At 32.8% G+C, this 16,420-nt stretch carries 16 protein-coding genes and 1 tRNA gene; 10 read left to right on the top strand and 7 right to left on the bottom strand.

Annotated elements, in window-relative coordinates:
- Positions 1-26: 26 nt before the first annotated feature.
- Together BZARG_RS00190 and BZARG_RS00185 are read left to right on the top strand one after the other, a co-directional pair.
- Positions 27-335, top strand: coding sequence for a thioredoxin family protein (locus BZARG_RS00190; protein WP_008634579.1), 309 nt, complete (start codon positions 27-29; stop codon positions 333-335).
- 6 nt (positions 336-341) lie between these two features.
- Positions 342-599 carry a DUF6952 family protein gene (locus BZARG_RS00185; protein WP_008634404.1) on the top strand — a complete coding sequence of 86 codons (258 nt, stop codon included), beginning with the start codon at positions 342-344 and terminating at the stop codon, positions 597-599.
- 87 nt (positions 600-686) lie between these two features.
- Here BZARG_RS00185 and BZARG_RS00180 read toward each other — a convergent pair whose 3' ends face one another.
- Positions 687-1,265, bottom strand: coding sequence for a fasciclin domain-containing protein (locus BZARG_RS00180; protein ID WP_008634501.1), 579 nt, complete (start codon positions 1,263-1,265; stop codon positions 687-689).
- A 151-nt stretch (positions 1,266-1,416) separates the two neighbouring features.
- A complete protein-coding gene (locus tag BZARG_RS00175) occupies positions 1,417-1,938 on the bottom strand; it encodes a fasciclin domain-containing protein (protein WP_008634265.1) in 522 nt (173 codons plus the stop codon).
- Positions 1,939-2,089: 151 nt separating this feature from the next.
- On the opposite strand from BZARG_RS00175, the gene tpx reads away from it, so the two are divergent.
- The 6 genes from tpx to ribB all read left to right on the top strand — a co-directional run bounded on the left by tpx (position 2,090) and on the right by ribB (position 9,304).
- Complete coding sequence (gene tpx, locus BZARG_RS00170) at positions 2,090-2,596, top strand: thiol peroxidase (RefSeq protein WP_008634686.1); 507 nt, start codon at positions 2,090-2,092, stop codon at positions 2,594-2,596.
- Positions 2,589-2,957 carry a diacylglycerol kinase gene (locus BZARG_RS00165; RefSeq protein WP_008634533.1) on the top strand — a complete coding sequence of 123 codons (369 nt, stop codon included), beginning with the start codon at positions 2,589-2,591 and terminating at the stop codon, positions 2,955-2,957. The genes tpx and BZARG_RS00165 overlap by 8 nt, the downstream gene beginning before the upstream one ends.
- A 130-nt stretch (positions 2,958-3,087) precedes the next feature.
- Positions 3,088-5,481: a DNA translocase FtsK gene (locus BZARG_RS00160; protein WP_008634458.1), complete on the top strand. Its 2,394-nt coding sequence runs from the start codon at positions 3,088-3,090 to the stop codon at positions 5,479-5,481.
- A 39-nt stretch (positions 5,482-5,520) separates the two neighbouring features.
- Entirely contained in the window at positions 5,521-6,159 is a 639-nt protein-coding gene (locus BZARG_RS00155) for a LolA family protein (RefSeq protein WP_008634275.1), read from the top strand.
- Positions 6,160-6,292: 133 nt separating this feature from the next.
- On the top strand, positions 6,293-8,116 hold the full coding sequence (locus BZARG_RS00150) for an LptF/LptG family permease (protein ID WP_083823815.1): 1,824 nt from the start codon (positions 6,293-6,295) through the stop codon (positions 8,114-8,116).
- Positions 8,117-8,149: 33 nt separating this feature from the next.
- A complete protein-coding gene (gene ribB / locus BZARG_RS00145; RefSeq protein WP_008634237.1) occupies positions 8,150-9,304 on the top strand; it encodes a 3,4-dihydroxy-2-butanone-4-phosphate synthase in 1,155 nt (384 codons plus the stop codon).
- A gap of 362 nt (positions 9,305-9,666) precedes the next feature.
- Here ribB and BZARG_RS00140 read toward each other — a convergent pair whose 3' ends face one another.
- From BZARG_RS00140 to BZARG_RS00120, 5 genes are all read right to left on the bottom strand, one after another.
- Complete coding sequence (locus BZARG_RS00140) at positions 9,667-10,395, bottom strand: cupin domain-containing protein (RefSeq protein ID WP_008634687.1); 729 nt, start codon at positions 10,393-10,395, stop codon at positions 9,667-9,669.
- Between the two features lie 480 nt (positions 10,396-10,875).
- Complete coding sequence (locus BZARG_RS00135; protein WP_008634560.1) at positions 10,876-11,244, bottom strand: DUF4870 domain-containing protein; 369 nt, start codon at positions 11,242-11,244, stop codon at positions 10,876-10,878.
- Positions 11,245-11,480: 236 nt separating this feature from the next.
- The gene (locus BZARG_RS00130) at positions 11,481-12,677 is read right to left on the bottom strand and encodes a DegT/DnrJ/EryC1/StrS family aminotransferase (RefSeq protein WP_008634366.1); all 1,197 of its coding nucleotides are present in this window, start codon (positions 12,675-12,677) and stop codon (positions 11,481-11,483) included.
- Positions 12,678-12,704: 27 nt separating this feature from the next.
- Entirely contained in the window at positions 12,705-13,334 is a 630-nt protein-coding gene (locus BZARG_RS00125) for an NAD(P)H-dependent oxidoreductase (RefSeq protein ID WP_008634661.1), read from the bottom strand.
- Positions 13,335-13,391: 57 nt separating this feature from the next.
- Positions 13,392-14,189 carry a helix-turn-helix domain-containing protein gene (locus BZARG_RS00120; RefSeq protein ID WP_008634493.1) on the bottom strand — a complete coding sequence of 266 codons (798 nt, stop codon included), beginning with the start codon at positions 14,187-14,189 and terminating at the stop codon, positions 13,392-13,394.
- Between the two features lie 233 nt (positions 14,190-14,422).
- On the opposite strand from BZARG_RS00120, the gene BZARG_RS00115 reads away from it, so the two are divergent.
- Together BZARG_RS00115 and BZARG_RS00110 are read left to right on the top strand one after the other, a co-directional pair.
- Complete coding sequence (locus BZARG_RS00115) at positions 14,423-15,919, top strand: succinate CoA transferase (protein WP_008634269.1); 1,497 nt, start codon at positions 14,423-14,425, stop codon at positions 15,917-15,919.
- 218 nt (positions 15,920-16,137) lie between these two features.
- A tRNA-Ser gene (locus BZARG_RS00110) sits at positions 16,138-16,222 on the top strand.
- Positions 16,223-16,420 lie beyond the last annotated feature (198 nt).

The following is a 16,420-nucleotide window of genomic DNA, read 5'->3' as shown; positions in this document are numbered from 1 at the left end:
TTGATTAGAACAAAACTTAAGAAAAAATGGTACAGGAACTAGAAAAAGATAATTTACAAGACCTTATTAATAATAATGATACTGTAGTTGTACAGTATTCAGCGACATGGTGTGGTAATTGCCGTATTATGAAGCCAAAATTTAAGAAATTAGCGACAGAACACGAAGGTGTGACATTTGTAATTGCTGATGCTGAAAAATTCCCGGAAAGTAGAAAATTAGCGACTGTGGATAATTTACCAACTTTTGCGACTTTTAAAAAGGGCGAATTTGTTGGCCAAGAGCAGACTAATAAGTTTGATGTTTTAAAAGAACTTGTTGATAACGTAATCTAAAATATCATGAAACTACCTGTAATTAAGCATTTGGCGCAATTTATTGAAGAAAATGACGAAGATTTTGTTCTTGAAACTATTGAAACTTTAGAATCCCTTACCGAAGTTTCTTCACTGAAAGATGAAGAACTGGACGTTATTGGAGAATTAATCTCTAATATGTATGGCGCTATTGAAGTAAATAAAATGATTAAAGATGGTACACCAAAAAAAGAAGCTGTTAACAGTTTCATGAAACGTGTGCTTGGATCTATTGATAAATAATTTGCACATTTTATATATGCAAAAAAGCCTCTAAAATTAATTTTAGAGGCTTTTTTTATTCACTTGAAGTGTAGGTTTACTTCTTTATTATGATTTTGGTAATAATACCGCATCAATTACATGAATGACGCCATTGGACTGGTTAACGTCTGCAATAGTTACTTGTGCAGAATTTCCGTTTTCATCAGTTACATAAACGGCACTTTCCTTCATCCAAGCTGTTAAAGTTCCACCACTTAAAGTTTCAATTTCAGCTTTACCATTTCCTTTTTTAATGGCTTTCATTATATCTGCTGCATTCCATTTTCCTGAAGCAACGTGATATTTAAGAATTGTTTGTAACGTCATTTTGTTTTCTGGCATCAGTAAATTATCTACTGTTCCTTTTGGCAATTTACTAAAAGCGTTATTGGTTGGGGCAAAAACGGTGAATGGTCCTTCGCTGGACAAGGCGTCTACTAAATCTGCAGCTTTAACCGCAGCTACTAATGTTGTATGATCTTTAGAGTTAACAGCATTTTCAATAATATTTTTGGTTGGATACATTTCAGCACCACCAACCGTTTTTGTGTCTTGTTTCATCATTTTGCTTTGCGCATTCACACTCATAGAGAATACTAAAGTGAATACAAATGTTGCTACAGTTACGAATTTCAAATTTTTCATCTTGTTAATTTTATAGTTATTAATTTGTTTATACCCTACTAACGTAAAATTAGCAAAGGCGGTTTTATATTTTAACAAAAAAAAATTAGCACAAAAAAAAAGTCACTCAATTAAGAGTGACTTTTTCTGCTATTAATTGAGGGACGTTATCCTACTTTGGTAATAAAACAGTATCAATAACATGAATTACACCATTAGATGTTTTCATGTCTGTTGCTTCAATTTTAGACCAATTATTGTTTTCATCAACTAAATAAACAGCACCGTCCTTCATTTGCGCCATTAATTTATTACCAATTATAGTTTCAATAGTTGCTTTACCATTTCCTTTTTTAATCATTGCTACAACATCACTTGCCATAACAGATCCTGAAACAACGTGATATTTTAAAACCGTTTGTAACATATCCTTACTTTCTGGCTTTAGTAAACCTTCAACTGTACCTTCTGGTAATTTAGAAAATGCCGCATTTGTTGGTGCAAAAACCGTAAAAGGTCCTTCACTAGATAATACATCTACCAAATCTGCAGCTTTAACAGCAGCAACTAACGTAGTAAAATCATCTGGGGCCATTGCTGCTTCAACTATATTTTTATCTTGTGCTTTAACATTGACCGCTAATAGCATCATTAAACTAACTAAACCTGACTTAATTAAATTTTTCTTTTTCATAACATTTATTAATTTAAATTCTGTTTAACAAATATATGATATTGTTAAACAGAATTAAGTGTTTTACGATAACTTTAACGTATTATAATCTAAAAACAGCTGCTTCTTAAATCTATAATTAGTATTTTTAAGTTCACAAAAAAACAATATTATGGCAACAGTAACTTTTCATGGCGACGCAATACAAACATCTGGAACACTTCCAAAAACGGGAACAAAAGCTCCAGATTTTAAATTAACAGATACTAAATTAGGTTCAAAATCTTTAAATGACTTTTCAGGAAAGAAATTAGTATTAAATATTTTTCCAAGTGTGGATACTGGCGTTTGTGCTACTTCCGTTAGAACATTTAATAAAGAAGCCAGCGAGCTTGAAAACACGAATGTATTATGTATTTCTCGCGATTTACCATTTGCATTAAGCCGTTTTTGCGCAGCTGAAGGATTAGATAATGTGGTTTCTCTTTCCGATTTTAAAAACAGAAGCTTCGGAAAAGATTATGGTGTAACATTTACAACTGGCCCTTTAGAGTCTTTACTTTCTAGAAGTGTAGTAGTTGTTAACCAGAAAGGCGAAGTCGTTTATACAGAGCAAGTTCAAGAAACTGGTGACGAACCTAATTACAAAGCAGCTTTGCAAGCTCTAAAAGATGCATAACAAAGAATCGTTTTTTATAAATCGATTAAAAAGTATTACATATGCTTTTAAAGGCGCTTTTATATTAGTCACAACCGAGGCTAGTATAAAAGTGCAATTTTTTATTGGCATTCTGATGACGTTTGCCGGTTTCTACTTTAAAATATCTACTACTGAATGGCTTATTCAAATAGCTACAATTGGATTAATAATGGCCCTGGAAGGTGTAAACACAGCTATTGAGGAAATAGCAGATTTTGTGCACCCAGACTTTCATAAAAAAATAGGCTTAATAAAAGACATGGCGGCAGGCGCCGTTTTTATCTTTGCAATAACAGCCATAATTATGGGTTGTATTATTTATATTCCGAAGCTTTTTTAAATCCACTTTGCTTTAGGATAAACGCTAACTATTTGTATTTTTGTCACAATCTGAATAGATAAACAATCACAAATTTAGTTTTAATAATTATTGACAAAATAACTCTTTTCTGCTTTTGCAGAAAGTAAATATGGCCAAGAAGAAAACACAAGCAAAAAAAGCCCCAAAAGCAAAGCGAACTAAGCTTAAGACACCTAATTTAAAACTCTCCAACCAACAAAAATTGGTGCTTGGTAGTTTTTTAATAATTACTGGTGTCCTTTTATTCACAGCATTTGTTTCCTACTTTTTTACAGGAGACAACGATCAAAGTACGCTTTCGCAATTTGCCAATAAAACAGTAGAGTCTGAAAATTGGTTAAATAAAACGGGCGCATGGGTCAGTGAGTTTCTTATTTATCGTGGTTTTGGTGTGGCTTCTTTTATTTTTGCAGGTCTTATTTTACTCTCTGGAGTTTATGTACTTATAAACGGTGATAAAAGCAGATTACGTAAAAATTGGTTTTGGGGAACTTTAATTGCTATTTGGACTTCTATTTTATTCGGATTCTTTTCTGAAAAATGGAATATTTTAGGCGGAACTATAGGTTTTGAAATGAATTCCTATTTACAAATTTATCTCGGTAAAATTGGAACGGCACTCCTACTCTTCTTCGGCTTAATATTTTATTTAGCCATTCGTTTTAGAATGACTTTTGACAGTTTTAAAAATATTTTCTCCTCCGTTAAAAAAGACATAAAGGATAACTTAAAAGATAGTCAAGTGCAACATGAAACGTCCGTACCACTAGATAATGATTTGGCTGCTGAAGCTGAAGATATTAAATCGGCTTTCAGTTTATCTGTTGAAAAAACAAAACCTGAAGAAACTGTTGAAAAGCCTTTAAATCACACACAAACAAAACCAACACCTCAAAAAGAAGAGGAAGAACCAGAAATGCAAATTGAGGTTGAAACGGTTGAAGAAGAATTATCTGAAACTGACAACCTGGCTAATAAACTAGTGGAAGATTACGGTCAGTTTGATCCAACTTTGGAGTTAAGCAACTATCAATTCCCGTCATTAGATTTACTGAAAAAATACGATTCTGAAGGTATAACTATAAATCAGGAAGAATTAGAAGAAAATAAAAACCGTATTGTAGACACCTTAAATAATTACAAAATTGGTATTTCAAATATAAAGGCCACAATTGGGCCTACGGTAACTTTGTATGAAATTATACCAGAAGCTGGCGTACGAATTTCAAAAATTAAAAACCTAGAAGATGATATTGCTTTATCGCTTTCTGCTTTAGGAATTCGAATTATAGCGCCTATTCCAGGCAAAGGAACTATTGGTATTGAAGTGCCAAATAAAAACTCCACAATCGTTTCTATGCGTTCTGTTATTGCATCGCAGAAATTCCAAAAATCGGAAATGTATCTACCAATTGCTCTTGGAAAAACCATTAGCAACGAAACTTTTGTTGTGGATTTAGCCAAAATGCCTCACCTTTTAATGGCTGGTGCTACAGGTCAAGGTAAATCGGTTGGATTAAATGCGGTGTTAACTTCTTTATTATACAAAAAACATCCTGCGGAAGTTAAGTTTGTATTAGTGGACCCGAAGAAAGTAGAATTGACACTTTTCAATAAAATAGAACGTCACTATTTAGCCAAATTACCAGATAGTGAAGAAGCCATTATAACCGACAATACCAAAGTAATTAATACACTTAACTCATTGTGTATTGAAATGGACAACCGTTACGAGTTATTAAAAAATGCTTTATGTAGAAACATTGCCGAATATAATGTAAAATTTAAGGCGCGTAAATTAAACCCAAATGACGGTCACCAGTTTTTACCATATATTGTTCTGGTTGTTGATGAATTTGCCGATTTAATCATGACAGCAGGTAAAGAAGTAGAAACCCCAATTGCCCGTTTAGCACAATTAGCACGAGCTATTGGTATTCATTTAATTGTTGCTACTCAAAGACCATCTGTAAACGTTATTACTGGTATTATTAAAGCCAACTTCCCTGCCCGAATTGCTTTTAGAGTAACGAGTAAAATTGATTCGCGTACTATTTTAGATGGTTCGGGAGCCGATCAATTAATTGGTCGTGGTGATATGCTTTTCACTCAAGGAAATGAAATGATTAGACTCCAATGTGCCTTTGTAGATACGCCTGAAATTGAAAAAATAACCGAATTTATTGGATCTCAAAAAGCGTATCCAGATGCTTATTTACTTCCCGAGTATGTTGGCGAGGAAAGTGGCACAAGTCTTGATGTAGATATAAGCGATCGTGATATCCTATTTAGAGATGCTGCAGATATAATTGTAATTGCCCAACAAGGTTCAGCTTCCTTATTACAGCGTAAATTGAAATTAGGTTACAACCGTGCTGGCCGTATTATTGATCAGCTAGAAGCAGCTGGAATTGTTGGCGGTTTTGAAGGTAGCAAAGCGAGACAAGTTTTAGTGCCAGATTTAACGGCATTAAGTCAGTTATTAGATAACGAAACCAAATAAAACAACCTCAATAAGAGGATTAAGATAAACTACAACGCAATGAAAAAATTATTAGTATTATTTTTAGCGCTAGCAACAACGGCTACGTTTGCACAAGATAATGAAGCGAAAAACCTATTAAATAAGGTTTCTAAAAAGGTGAAAAGTTACAACAACATTTCCATCGACTTTAAGTATGCCTTGAATAATGACGCTGAAAACATTAAACAAGAAACCCGTGGTAATGTGGTCATTGATGGTGATAAATATCGTTTAAACATTTTAGGCATGACCCGTATTTTTGATGGTAAAACGCTTTACAGCATTAGTCCTGATGATGAGGAAGTGACTATTTCTTCAAATAACACCGAGGATGAAAACAGCATTACTCCAAGTAAAATGTTATCATTTTATGAAAAAGGTTATTCGTATAAAATGGACATTCTTCAAAATGTTCAAGGCAGAAAAATACAGTATGTAAAATTAACGCCGAGCGATTCTAATTCGGAAATTAAAAATATACTATTAGGAATTGATGCGCAAACACATCACATTTACAATTTAATAGAAACAGGCAAAAATGGAACAAAAACCACTTTAACTGTAAATTCGTTTAAAACAAACGAGCCATTATCAAAAACCTTATTTACTTTTGATGCAGAAAAATATAAAGATCACTACATCAACAAATTAGATTAGAACTTTATACATGTTCAATCATTCAATTCATAAAAGTATTAGGTCCCTTTTTTTATATGAGAACGTCGAGGAAACAGACGTTCTAAATTTTAAAGTTACTTTGCTAACCAAATAATTAGGAAATTTTAAACGTGTGAAAATACTAGACCGTTACATACTTACCACCTATTTAAAAACTTTTTTCAGCGTATTTATTATTCTTATGCTGATTTTTGTATTGCAAACAGTTTGGCTTTATATTAAAGAATTAGCGGGTAAAGATTTAGACATGATTGTTGTCTTTAAATTTCTTTTTTACTTTATGCCGAAGCTAATTCCTTTGGTTTTACCCCTTACCATATTACTATCTTCTATCATGGTTTTTGGAAGTTTTTCCGAAAATTATGAATTCGCTGCCATGAAATCTACCGGCACCTCTTTGCAGCGTGCCATGGCAGGATTAAGTATTTTTATTGTTGGTTTAGCGGTTATCACGTTCTTTTTTGCAAATAATGTTATTCCCGCTGCGGAATACGAGTCACATAATCTCCGAAAAAACATTGCCACATTAAAACCTGCGATGGTTATTGCCGAAGGCCAATTTAACGATGTGATGGTCTACAATATTAAAGTAGCTAAAAAATCAGGTAAAAACGGCAGATACTTGACTGATGTTATCATGCATAAAAAGAACACAAGTAATAATGCAAATAACATTACTATTATTGCCAAAGAAGGAGAACTTATAGGCGAAGAAGATTCTGATGTATTACAATTTATTTTATATGATGGTTATTTTTACGATGATACTAGTGATCGTAAGAACATAGATCGCCATCCTATGGTAAAAACATACTTTGAAAAGTACACCATTAATCTCGATTTATCCCAGTTAAACAATAACGATTTGGACGAAAAAAATGTTACGGACAAATACAACATGTTAAACATTTCCGATTTAAATTACACGATTGATTCTTTAGGAACCGCCTTAACAAAAGATCGAGAAGACTTTGCTATTAGCCTATATAACCGATCTAATTTACCCGTCTTAAATTCTGGCATTACAGTTAAAAAAGACATTGATTCAACTTATAGCGGTAATATTCTAGACTTATTTACTGATAAGAAAAAAGTACAGATGCTCGATCAGTCGTTAAATTCTTTAAGAAGCACCAAACAAATTCTAAATGTAAAAAGCAAATACTTTAAGGAGCGTTACGTGTATCTAAACAAACACATTATTGCACTTCACGAAAAATTAGCTTTAGGGTTTGCATGTATTATACTCTTTTTTGTGGGAGCACCATTAGGCGCTTTAATTAGAAAAGGTGGGTTAGGATTACCAATGGTAATTGCTATTTTCCTATTTCTAACCTATCACTTTATTGGTATTTTCGCTAAAAACAGCGCTAAAGATGGCAGTTTAAACCCCATTTTGGCTGCATGGTTTTCCACTTTAATTATGTTACCGCTTGGTTATTATTTAACCAAACGCGCTACCGCCGATCGCGGATTATTTGAATTTGACCATATTATTGAACCAATAAAAAAACTATTAAAAATTGGAGGAAATTCTGAAGATAAAAAGGATGAAGAATCAACTTCAGTAAAATTAGTTCCAGAACAAGAATTGGAAGTAAAAACACTGCTAATCGATTATAAGATGCACGCCAAATTCAGTTTTATTTTCTACTGGATTTCCATCGTTTTATTTATACTATATTTTATTTTTAGAAATAATAAATTGGAACAACTTGCCAATATTTTAATCCAAGTTAGTGCTATTTCTGCCGCCATTTATGTCCTATACTTTATACTTGCCTTAATAAATAGTTTTAAGTTATCTGAAACATCAAATAAACTTCAAGTTTATAAAAATCCGATTATTATTATTTTTGGCTTTATTCTTTATCCAGTTTGGCACTTTTTACTAAAAGTTAAAATAAACAAAGTCTTTTCACTAAATACAAAATAAGCAATACCTTTGCACATTAATTAAAATACAGCTATGTCCACCACTCAAACTCAAAATAATAAAACCATTCAGTTAGATGCCATTGAAGATGCCATAAACGACATTAGGAAAGGTAAAGTTATTATTGTGGTTGATGATGAAAACCGTGAAAACGAGGGCGATTTTCTAGCTGCGGCTGAAATGGCAACCCCAGAAATGATTAATTTTATGGCCACTCATGGCCGTGGATTAATTTGTACGCCACTTACTGAAAAACGTTGCAAGGAGTTAGAATTAAATCCAATGGTTCAGAATAATACGGATCCATTAGAAACGGCTTTTACCATTTCTGTAGATTTAAGAGGAAATGGGGTAACAACAGGTATTTCAGCAGGCGATCGTGCTAAAACTGTTTTAGCATTGGTTGACGATAATATAAAACCCTTTGAACTAGCTCGTCCTGGACATATTTTCCCTTTAGTAGCCAAAGAAGGTGGTGTTTTAAGACGTACTGGACATACTGAAGCTGCTATAGATTTCGCGCGACTTGCCGGTTTAAAACCAGCGGGTGTGATTGTAGAGATCATGAATGAAGATGGTACTATGGCGCGTTTACCACAATTGATAAAAGTGGCTAAAAAATTCGATCTTAAAATTGTTTCTATCGAAGATTTAATCGCGTATCGCATGCAGCACGATTCGCTGATTGAAAAGGTTGAAGATTTTGAATTAGAAACGCGTTTTGGTAATTTCAGATTGCGCGCTTATAATCAAACAACCAATAATCAAATTCATATTGCCTTAACCAAAGGAACTTGGTCTTCTAGCGAACCTGTTTTAACACGTGTTAATGCAACGCTTGTAAATCACGATATTTTAGGAACTTTAACCAATAATGCGGATCAGAAGTTGGACGATATGTTTAAGGTAATTAATCAAGCCGAAAAAGGTGCTATTATCTTTATTAATCAGCAATCGGCGACGATGAATTTATTAAAGCGTTTAAACGTTTTAAAAACGGCGCAAATTCCAGGAGAAGTTGTAAAAGCACAGCGAATTGATATGGATGCTAAAGATTTTGGTATTGGCGCACAAATTCTACACGATTTAAATATTCATAAACTAAAATTAATTTCTAATAGCAAACAGACCAAACGTGTTGGTATGATTGGTTACGGATTGGAGATTGTGGAATATGTAAATTATTAATTCCAGCGTTATTTCTATTTAGAATATCTATGTGTCATTATCTTTTGTGATTCGTATTACCACAAAAACTCTTTGTTTATTTTGTTTTTTATGCCACCTTTCAATGCAGTAAATTATAAAATTTAGTTCGGCTATTCGCATTCAACTCAACCAAGCTAAAGGATTGACTTATTTTTAAAGATAAGTTTAAAAACAATTTTAGAAGCAAATTGTTTTTATAATTGAATGTTTAAAGCTTAAAATATTGGTTATATTTTAATTAGTCGCGAGCATTTTCATTTGAAATTACAAATTTGAAAGTTGTAAGACTTTCAAAATCTGCAGGTTAAAGCCTTACTTTAAATACTATGGTTCGCCATAGATTATTCTTTTTTCTTGTAACTAACCACTATATATTCAGCATCTGAATCACCAGTATTTTCTATAGAATGTTGACAAGCATTATGCCAATGAATGTCACCTATCTTCATTTTCTTTACGCCATCACTTTCACTTCCACCGTCAGAATTATACATGATTTGATAATCAGAAAGAGAATAAACAATACGATTAACTCCAGAATGCATAGGTAGTTTTTGACCTTTAGGTAAGATTACTTTTGTAACCTTAAAACTTTCATTATCCCAAAGATGCTTTGAGGAGTCTGGTGAAACGTCATTTACATCATGTTCTACTTTGTTTTCACCACAATCTGGCAAATCCCATCCTTTTCTTGTAAATACAATCCATTCCGCATTTGTAGTTCCGTTATTTTTGGCCGAGTGATCACCTGCTTTATGGAAGTGTACCTCACCTTTTTTACGAGATTTTGTTCCTAGACTTTTACCTTTTTCCTCCCAGTCTAATGAATAATCACTTAAAGAGTAAACCACGCGTTCTCCACCATCATGTTCGGTTAAAAACTCATTCGGTGCAAGAATTATTTTTGATACCTCTGCAAAATCATTTTCAAATAAAACCTCTGACATACCTTCTACCTGCTCTTTTCCTATATCAGAGATTTCCGCTTCTCTTTTCTTTTCATTTACACAAGAAGATATTACAAGCATAATAATGCTTAAAACTATAATGTTTAGACTTGATTTTTTCATGATTTTTGTTTTAGCGATGGAAATTAAATATATATATTTATAATGTAAAGCATAATTCCATTACGAAACTAACATTTTTAAATTAAAAATCAAATTTAAAAATCTGTTTTAAAGCGATTTAAGCAAATAATAGTCGTCAAATAAATATAGCAAGTGCGCCACGTTTTTTCAGAAATTTTTAACCGCACTGTTTAGCTTTAATACAACTCTGATAATTTAGGATTCACAAAAAACAACCAAAATAGTCTAATAGAAAAGGGAAATATCATTGGTTTTATCCAAAGTTATTTCCCTTTTCACTTCAATTAATAGCATCTTTAATACATGTTGTCCATCTGCTTTTTTCTGATAGACTGATATCTTTTATTTGCCTCTTTCTCTATTTGAACTTAATAGCTTTATCAAAAACCGATAAATTGTATTCAACTATTTGTATTCAACTATAAAATGAAAGCCTTTTTTATTTTATATACTTCAGCTTTATAAATTCTTAAACCATTCTTCGTATTTTTTACCCAGAATAGGAAGAGGCACTTGTTTTTCGTTAATAGCATTCATTAAACCCATAATCCACATATAAATGATTACAAAAAAACCGACAATACTAATTAACCATCCCAGAAGAGGTATCATTCCAATAACACCTAAAGCTAATCCGGTTAAAGCCAACCCAAGGGATTGTATAATATGATATTTGGCAAATTCATTTTTCTTTTCGTTATTCATTACAAACGCTATTATTAATCCAATTATAGTTAAATAAGCGATTGTTGCAATACTTTTCCCTTCTGCTATATTAGAGTTTGTATTTACTGGTGCCGTTGTTGGTTTTGTTTCTGTTGTCTCCATTTTTATCTGTGTTTATTATGATTGGTTACTATGCTTTATGTATTTACCTTTAAGAGGTTAACCTAATATTAAGGAAATTTTAGGGAAATACCAATTATTTTTTGTTTTAGAAAATGTAAAAATGATATTGATTAACAATCAACGAATAGAAAAAACGAGTTATCAAGAAATAAAAAAGCAACTTTAAAGACGTATTAAGTTCCCTAAAGTTGCTCGTATAATAGGTTTATTGAAGTTTATTTTAAAGCTTCAAGAATCGCAATTTTCATTTTGGAAGCGCGTTCTTTTACTTCGTCTTCCGTCCAAGATAATTTAATTAAACAAGAAATATTTCTAGCAATATAATGATCGGATTGATCAAAGGTTTTTGTTTGCAGATATTCTAATCCTTTTTTGACTTCTGCAGAAACAGGATATAATGTTTTTATTTCTTTTAAATGATCCCATTCTCGGATATAGTGCCAATTATTATCAAAATAATGAAAACAAGCATCTACTCCGGCGTCTTTAAGTCCTTTGGATGCTTTCCTGGCGATTTCTAAATCGGGTAAAAAGAAGTTTAGGAAACCATAACTCTCTACACCACCTTCCGGAACGGTTCTAAAAGTCAATTCTGGAATTGTTGCCAATGTTTCACGTAAAATGTCATAATGTGTTTTCTGAATAGCGACAAAATCATATAAACGCCTTGCTTGTGCTAAACCAACGGCCGCCTGCAATTCAGAAATTCTAAAATTATACCCTAAAAACGGATGTGTTTCAGCACCACGATCCATACCTTTATGATCGTGGCCATGATCTGTATACTGATCGGCATCTTTAAAATACGTAGGATTGTTGGTTATTACTGCACCGCCTTCGCCACAGGTAATAGTTTTTACAAAATCGAATGAAAAGCACCCAATATCTCCAATACTTCCAAGAGGTTTTCCTTTATAAGAGCCGCCAATTGCTTGACATGCATCTTCAATTAATAATAAATTATGCTTTTTACAAATGGCTTGCAATGCATCTAAATTTGCCATACTTCCACACATATGAACTGGCATAATAGCTTTCGTTCTGGAAGTAATAGCAGCTTCCACCGCTTTCGGATCCAACGTTAAAGTATCATCAATATCCACTAAAACAGGAATAGCACCTAACATCATTATAGCTTCAAAACTAGCAACAAACGTAAAGGTTGGCATAATAACTTCATCGCCAGCACCAACACCAGTAACTGCCATAGCAACAGACACAGCAGCTGTTCCGCTAGATACTAACTGCGCGTAATTTACTTGCAATTTATCTTGTAGCTCCGCCTCTAGCTCTTTAGCTTTCCAATGGCCATTTCGCATGCCATCAAAACCGTAACGCATTAAAACACCACTATCTAAAACATCTTGAACCTCTTTACGTTCAGCACTTCCAAATAATTCAAATCCTGGCATATTATCTTTCTTTTTTAATTTATAAATTTACATTTCTATAATACTATCTGTAATGGATTTCCTAACTTTTTTAAAGTCTGAAAACATATCATCTTCGGCACGATAACCAATTGGCAATAATAATACAGATTTTAAATTTTTCTCCCTTAAATCTAATAAATCATCACATACTTCTGGTTTAAACCCCTCCATAGGACAGGAATCAATTCCTTCTAAAGCGCAAACGGTTAATAAATTCCCTAGCGCTAAATAGGCTTGATTTGTAGCCCAAGCCTCTCTCCCCTCTTGTAGTTTATTCTCAAAATCGGAAATCAAGAAATCCTGAAATGGTTTTAAAATAGTTTTAGGCGTTTCTCGAATGTTGTGAACACGATTAAAATATTCCAATACAAATTCCTCATCAATGGACGTTTGAATACAAAGCACCAATACATGGGATGCCTGTTCTAATTGTTTTTGATTAAAAGCCACCGAAACCAACTCTTTTTTCAATAACGGATTACTAACAATTACCAATTTTATAGGCTGTAAGCCATAAGAAGTAGCGGTAAGATTAAAGGCTTGTTTAATAATCTCTAGCTTTTCTGACGATACTTTTTTACTTAAATCAAACGCTTTTGTGGCATAACGCCAATTCAATTTTTCTATTATTTCCAACTTAATTTATTTAATTACACAAATATATGGATTTGAATAACGTTTATTTGAAGGAATCTAGTAAATCTGATTGGGTTTCCTATATCCTGAAGGTCTTTTCCCTATAATTTTAGTAAAAGTATTACTGAAGGTAGGCAAGCTATTATAACCGACCATATTTGCTATTTCAGAAATATTGTAGTCTGAATTCATTAAATACTCTAAAGACTTCAATATTCGCAACTGTGTATAGTATTTACTAAAAGACATTCCTAAATCCTTTTTAAATAAGCGGTACAAAGACTTATCCGTCATACTAAATTTTGACGCTAATTGGGGCAAAAAATGTTCTTGCTGAATGTGGTTTGAAAGGTAATTTACAATATTTACTAACCTTGCATCTGTAGGATGTGGCAACTCTAACTGTAAAGAAGTTGCTGCGGATTGCTCCAAAACAGCCTTAAAAGCATAAACTATGGCATATTTGTTTTTTTGAGATTTTGTTAAATCCCCATTCCAGTTTTTGGTATGAAGTAGCAACGCCATTAATAAGTTAGTGGCTGGATAAATTCCTTCTTTTTTAAAAAATTGAGAAGCATTTAATTCCATAGGAAAATACAAATTCCTCATAATAACATTTGCCGAACTCGGATAAATAGCATGATTTACACCTGCAGGAATCCACATATAATGTCTAGCTGGCAAATAATACTCTCTGCTTTTAGTTTTAACATGAACAACCCCACCTTCGGTATATAGAAACTGTCCTTTTTCATGACTATGCCATTCAATAAATGTTTCACCCATTAAATTATGATAACAAAAAACACTTTGGGGATCCTTATCAACCTCGGTTAAATAGTATTTACTGTTCATAATATTTTTAAAATATAATAATTTGCACTAAATTAATAAATCATTGTCTTATTATAACAAATAGACAATGATAATCTTGCATAAATTGCCATACTGTATTACCACAGCCATAAATACATGTTTTTTTAGGTGAAAAATTCTCGATGTCAAACCCTCGGAATATCCATCACTTAAAAGTATCATTACAAACCATATAGAACGTTTTTAATTTCAATTTTAAAAAAGATAATACTATGCAAAGGAAAAGAATTAAATATCCTGCTTATTTAGAAAGAATTCAAACACCTGAAGCTGCAGCTTTATTAATAAAAAATCATGATATTTTAGGCGTTAGTGGATTTACAAAAGCTGGCGATAGTAAAGCAGTTTTACCTAAAGTTGCCCAAAGAGCAGGTCACGAAGAATTAAAATTAACTGTATTAAGTGGTGCCTCTTTAGGATATGATACCGATGCCGATTTGGCTAAAAACGGTGCTTTATATAAAAGAATGCCATTTCAGGCAGATCCTACTTTGAGAAAAAGCATTAATAATCATGAAGTACTTTATGTGGATCAACATTTGGGACAAACGGCAGAAATGCTTCAAAGTATTGACAGTTTCAAAATTGACATAGCTATTATTGAAGCCGTATCCATTACTAAAGATGGTTATATAATACCAACGTCATCCGTTGGAAACTCACCTATTTTTACCGAAAAAGCAGATAGAATAATAATTGAAATTAATACTAAATTTCCAGAAAGTATTGAAGGGATTCACGATATTAAGTTTTTAAAAAAACAACCGAATCGAGAAATTATTCCGGTTGTTCAATCTGATACAAGAATAGGCGTTCCGTACATTAAAATTGATCCAGAAAAAGTAATTGCGATTGTTTTTACTGAAGTTCCAGATAGTCCAGCCATTATTTCTGATCCTGATGAGAAAACGAAAGCAATTTCAAATCATATTCTTAAATTTTTAGAAAAGGAAGTGGATGAAGGACGATTAACAGAATCGCTTCTACCGTTGCAAGCAGGGATTGGTAAAACGGCAAATGCCATTTTATCTGGTTTTAAAAATAGTACATTTAAAAACCTTACTATGTATTCCGAAGTTCTTCAGGATAGTACTTTTGAACTTTTTGACTCCGGAAAGCTTCTATTTGCATCGGCGTCCTCTATAACTGTAACAGAATCATGTTCGAATAGAATTTTTCAGAATTTTGAGAAGTACAAAGATAAACTCCTCTTAAGACCCCAAAACATTAGTAACTCTGCCGAAGTTATTAGACGATTAGGCGTTATCGGTATAAACACAGCTATTGAATTTGATATTTATGGAAATGTGAATTCTACGCATATTGGCGGTACTAATATGATGAACGGTATAGGCGGTTCGGGCGACTTTGCCAGAAACGGTTATATCAGTATTTTTGCTTGTCCTTCCATTTCTAAAGAAGGCCGTATTTCTCATATTGTTCCTATGGTTTCCCATACGGATCATACGGAACACGATATAGATATTTTAGTAACGGACCAAGGTCTAGCAGATATTAGAGGTTTAGCACCTGTAGAAAGAGCCAGACTCATTATTGAAAATTGCGTGCATCCTTCCTATCAAGGTCAATTATCAGAATACTTTGAAAAAGCTTATAAATTAGGCGGACATACGCCTCATATTATGGACAAAGCTTTTAGTTGGCACACACACCTTAAAAATCATGGCACTATGAAAATGGCTGAATAAAATACAATCCTGATGATAGTAAAACTGAATAATTTTTATTATAATTAATCATATTCGGGGCAAAACCAATGAATAATTAATTTAATATATGGCTTTAAATCAACACCTTAAAAAGAACATTAAAATAATAACTAATTTGTTCAGAAAAACCTTTTAAAGTAGAAGAATAGTTTATATATTTGCAGCCGCATTCAGGGATAACCTGATACGGCGCTCAAGGAGAAATGGCAGAGCGGTCGAATGCGGCAGTCTTGAAAACTGTTGAGGGTCACACCTCCGGGGGTTCGAATCCCTCTTTCTCCGCTAGGAATAGCACAAATTCCACCAAAACCCTATAAACATTATGTTTATAGGGTTTTTACTTTTCTGCAAATATCAAAATAAAACCTCTGGAAGTAATAAATTGGCTATGGCTATTAGGGAGTTTGAGGACATTAAAGTTTTTGATTCAAAAATCTGATATTTTATAATGTTCCACAACTTTTTGTGTTGAGCAAAAAC

Source organism: Bizionia argentinensis JUB59, from assembly GCF_000224335.1.
In the GTDB taxonomy this organism is placed as follows: Bacteria; Bacteroidota; Bacteroidia; order Flavobacteriales; family Flavobacteriaceae; genus Algorimicrobium; species Algorimicrobium argentinense.
Note: the sequence above shows the minus strand (reverse complement) of the source record. Positions and strands in the feature narration are given on the sequence as shown.

Excerpts from the sequence above, each read along its gene's own strand:
- BZARG_RS00115 (WP_008634269.1), top strand. The coding sequence starts at position 14,423 with ATGCAAAGGAAAAGAATTAAATATCCTGCTTATTTAGAAAGAATTCAA.
- BZARG_RS00135 (WP_008634560.1), bottom strand. The coding sequence starts at position 11,244 with ATGGAGACAACAGAAACAAAACCAACAACGGCACCAGTAAATACAAAC.
- tpx (WP_008634686.1), top strand. The coding sequence starts at position 2,090 with ATGGCAACAGTAACTTTTCATGGCGACGCAATACAAACATCTGGAACA.
- ribB (WP_008634237.1), top strand. The coding sequence starts at position 8,150 with ATGTCCACCACTCAAACTCAAAATAATAAAACCATTCAGTTAGATGCC.
- BZARG_RS00165 (WP_008634533.1), top strand. The coding sequence starts at position 2,589 with ATGCATAACAAAGAATCGTTTTTTATAAATCGATTAAAAAGTATTACA.
- BZARG_RS00155 (WP_008634275.1), top strand. The coding sequence starts at position 5,521 with ATGAAAAAATTATTAGTATTATTTTTAGCGCTAGCAACAACGGCTACG.
- BZARG_RS00190 (WP_008634579.1), top strand. The coding sequence starts at position 27 with ATGGTACAGGAACTAGAAAAAGATAATTTACAAGACCTTATTAATAAT.
- BZARG_RS00160 (WP_008634458.1), top strand. The coding sequence starts at position 3,088 with ATGGCCAAGAAGAAAACACAAGCAAAAAAAGCCCCAAAAGCAAAGCGA.
- BZARG_RS00185 (WP_008634404.1), top strand. The coding sequence starts at position 342 with ATGAAACTACCTGTAATTAAGCATTTGGCGCAATTTATTGAAGAAAAT.
- BZARG_RS00180 (WP_008634501.1), bottom strand. The coding sequence starts at position 1,265 with ATGAAAAATTTGAAATTCGTAACTGTAGCAACATTTGTATTCACTTTA.
- BZARG_RS00120 (WP_008634493.1), bottom strand. The coding sequence starts at position 14,189 with ATGAACAGTAAATACTATTTAACCGAGGTTGATAAGGATCCCCAAAGT.
- BZARG_RS00140 (WP_008634687.1), bottom strand. The coding sequence starts at position 10,395 with ATGAAAAAATCAAGTCTAAACATTATAGTTTTAAGCATTATTATGCTT.
- BZARG_RS00175 (WP_008634265.1), bottom strand. The coding sequence starts at position 1,938 with ATGAAAAAGAAAAATTTAATTAAGTCAGGTTTAGTTAGTTTAATGATG.
- BZARG_RS00130 (WP_008634366.1), bottom strand. The coding sequence starts at position 12,677 with ATGCCAGGATTTGAATTATTTGGAAGTGCTGAACGTAAAGAGGTTCAA.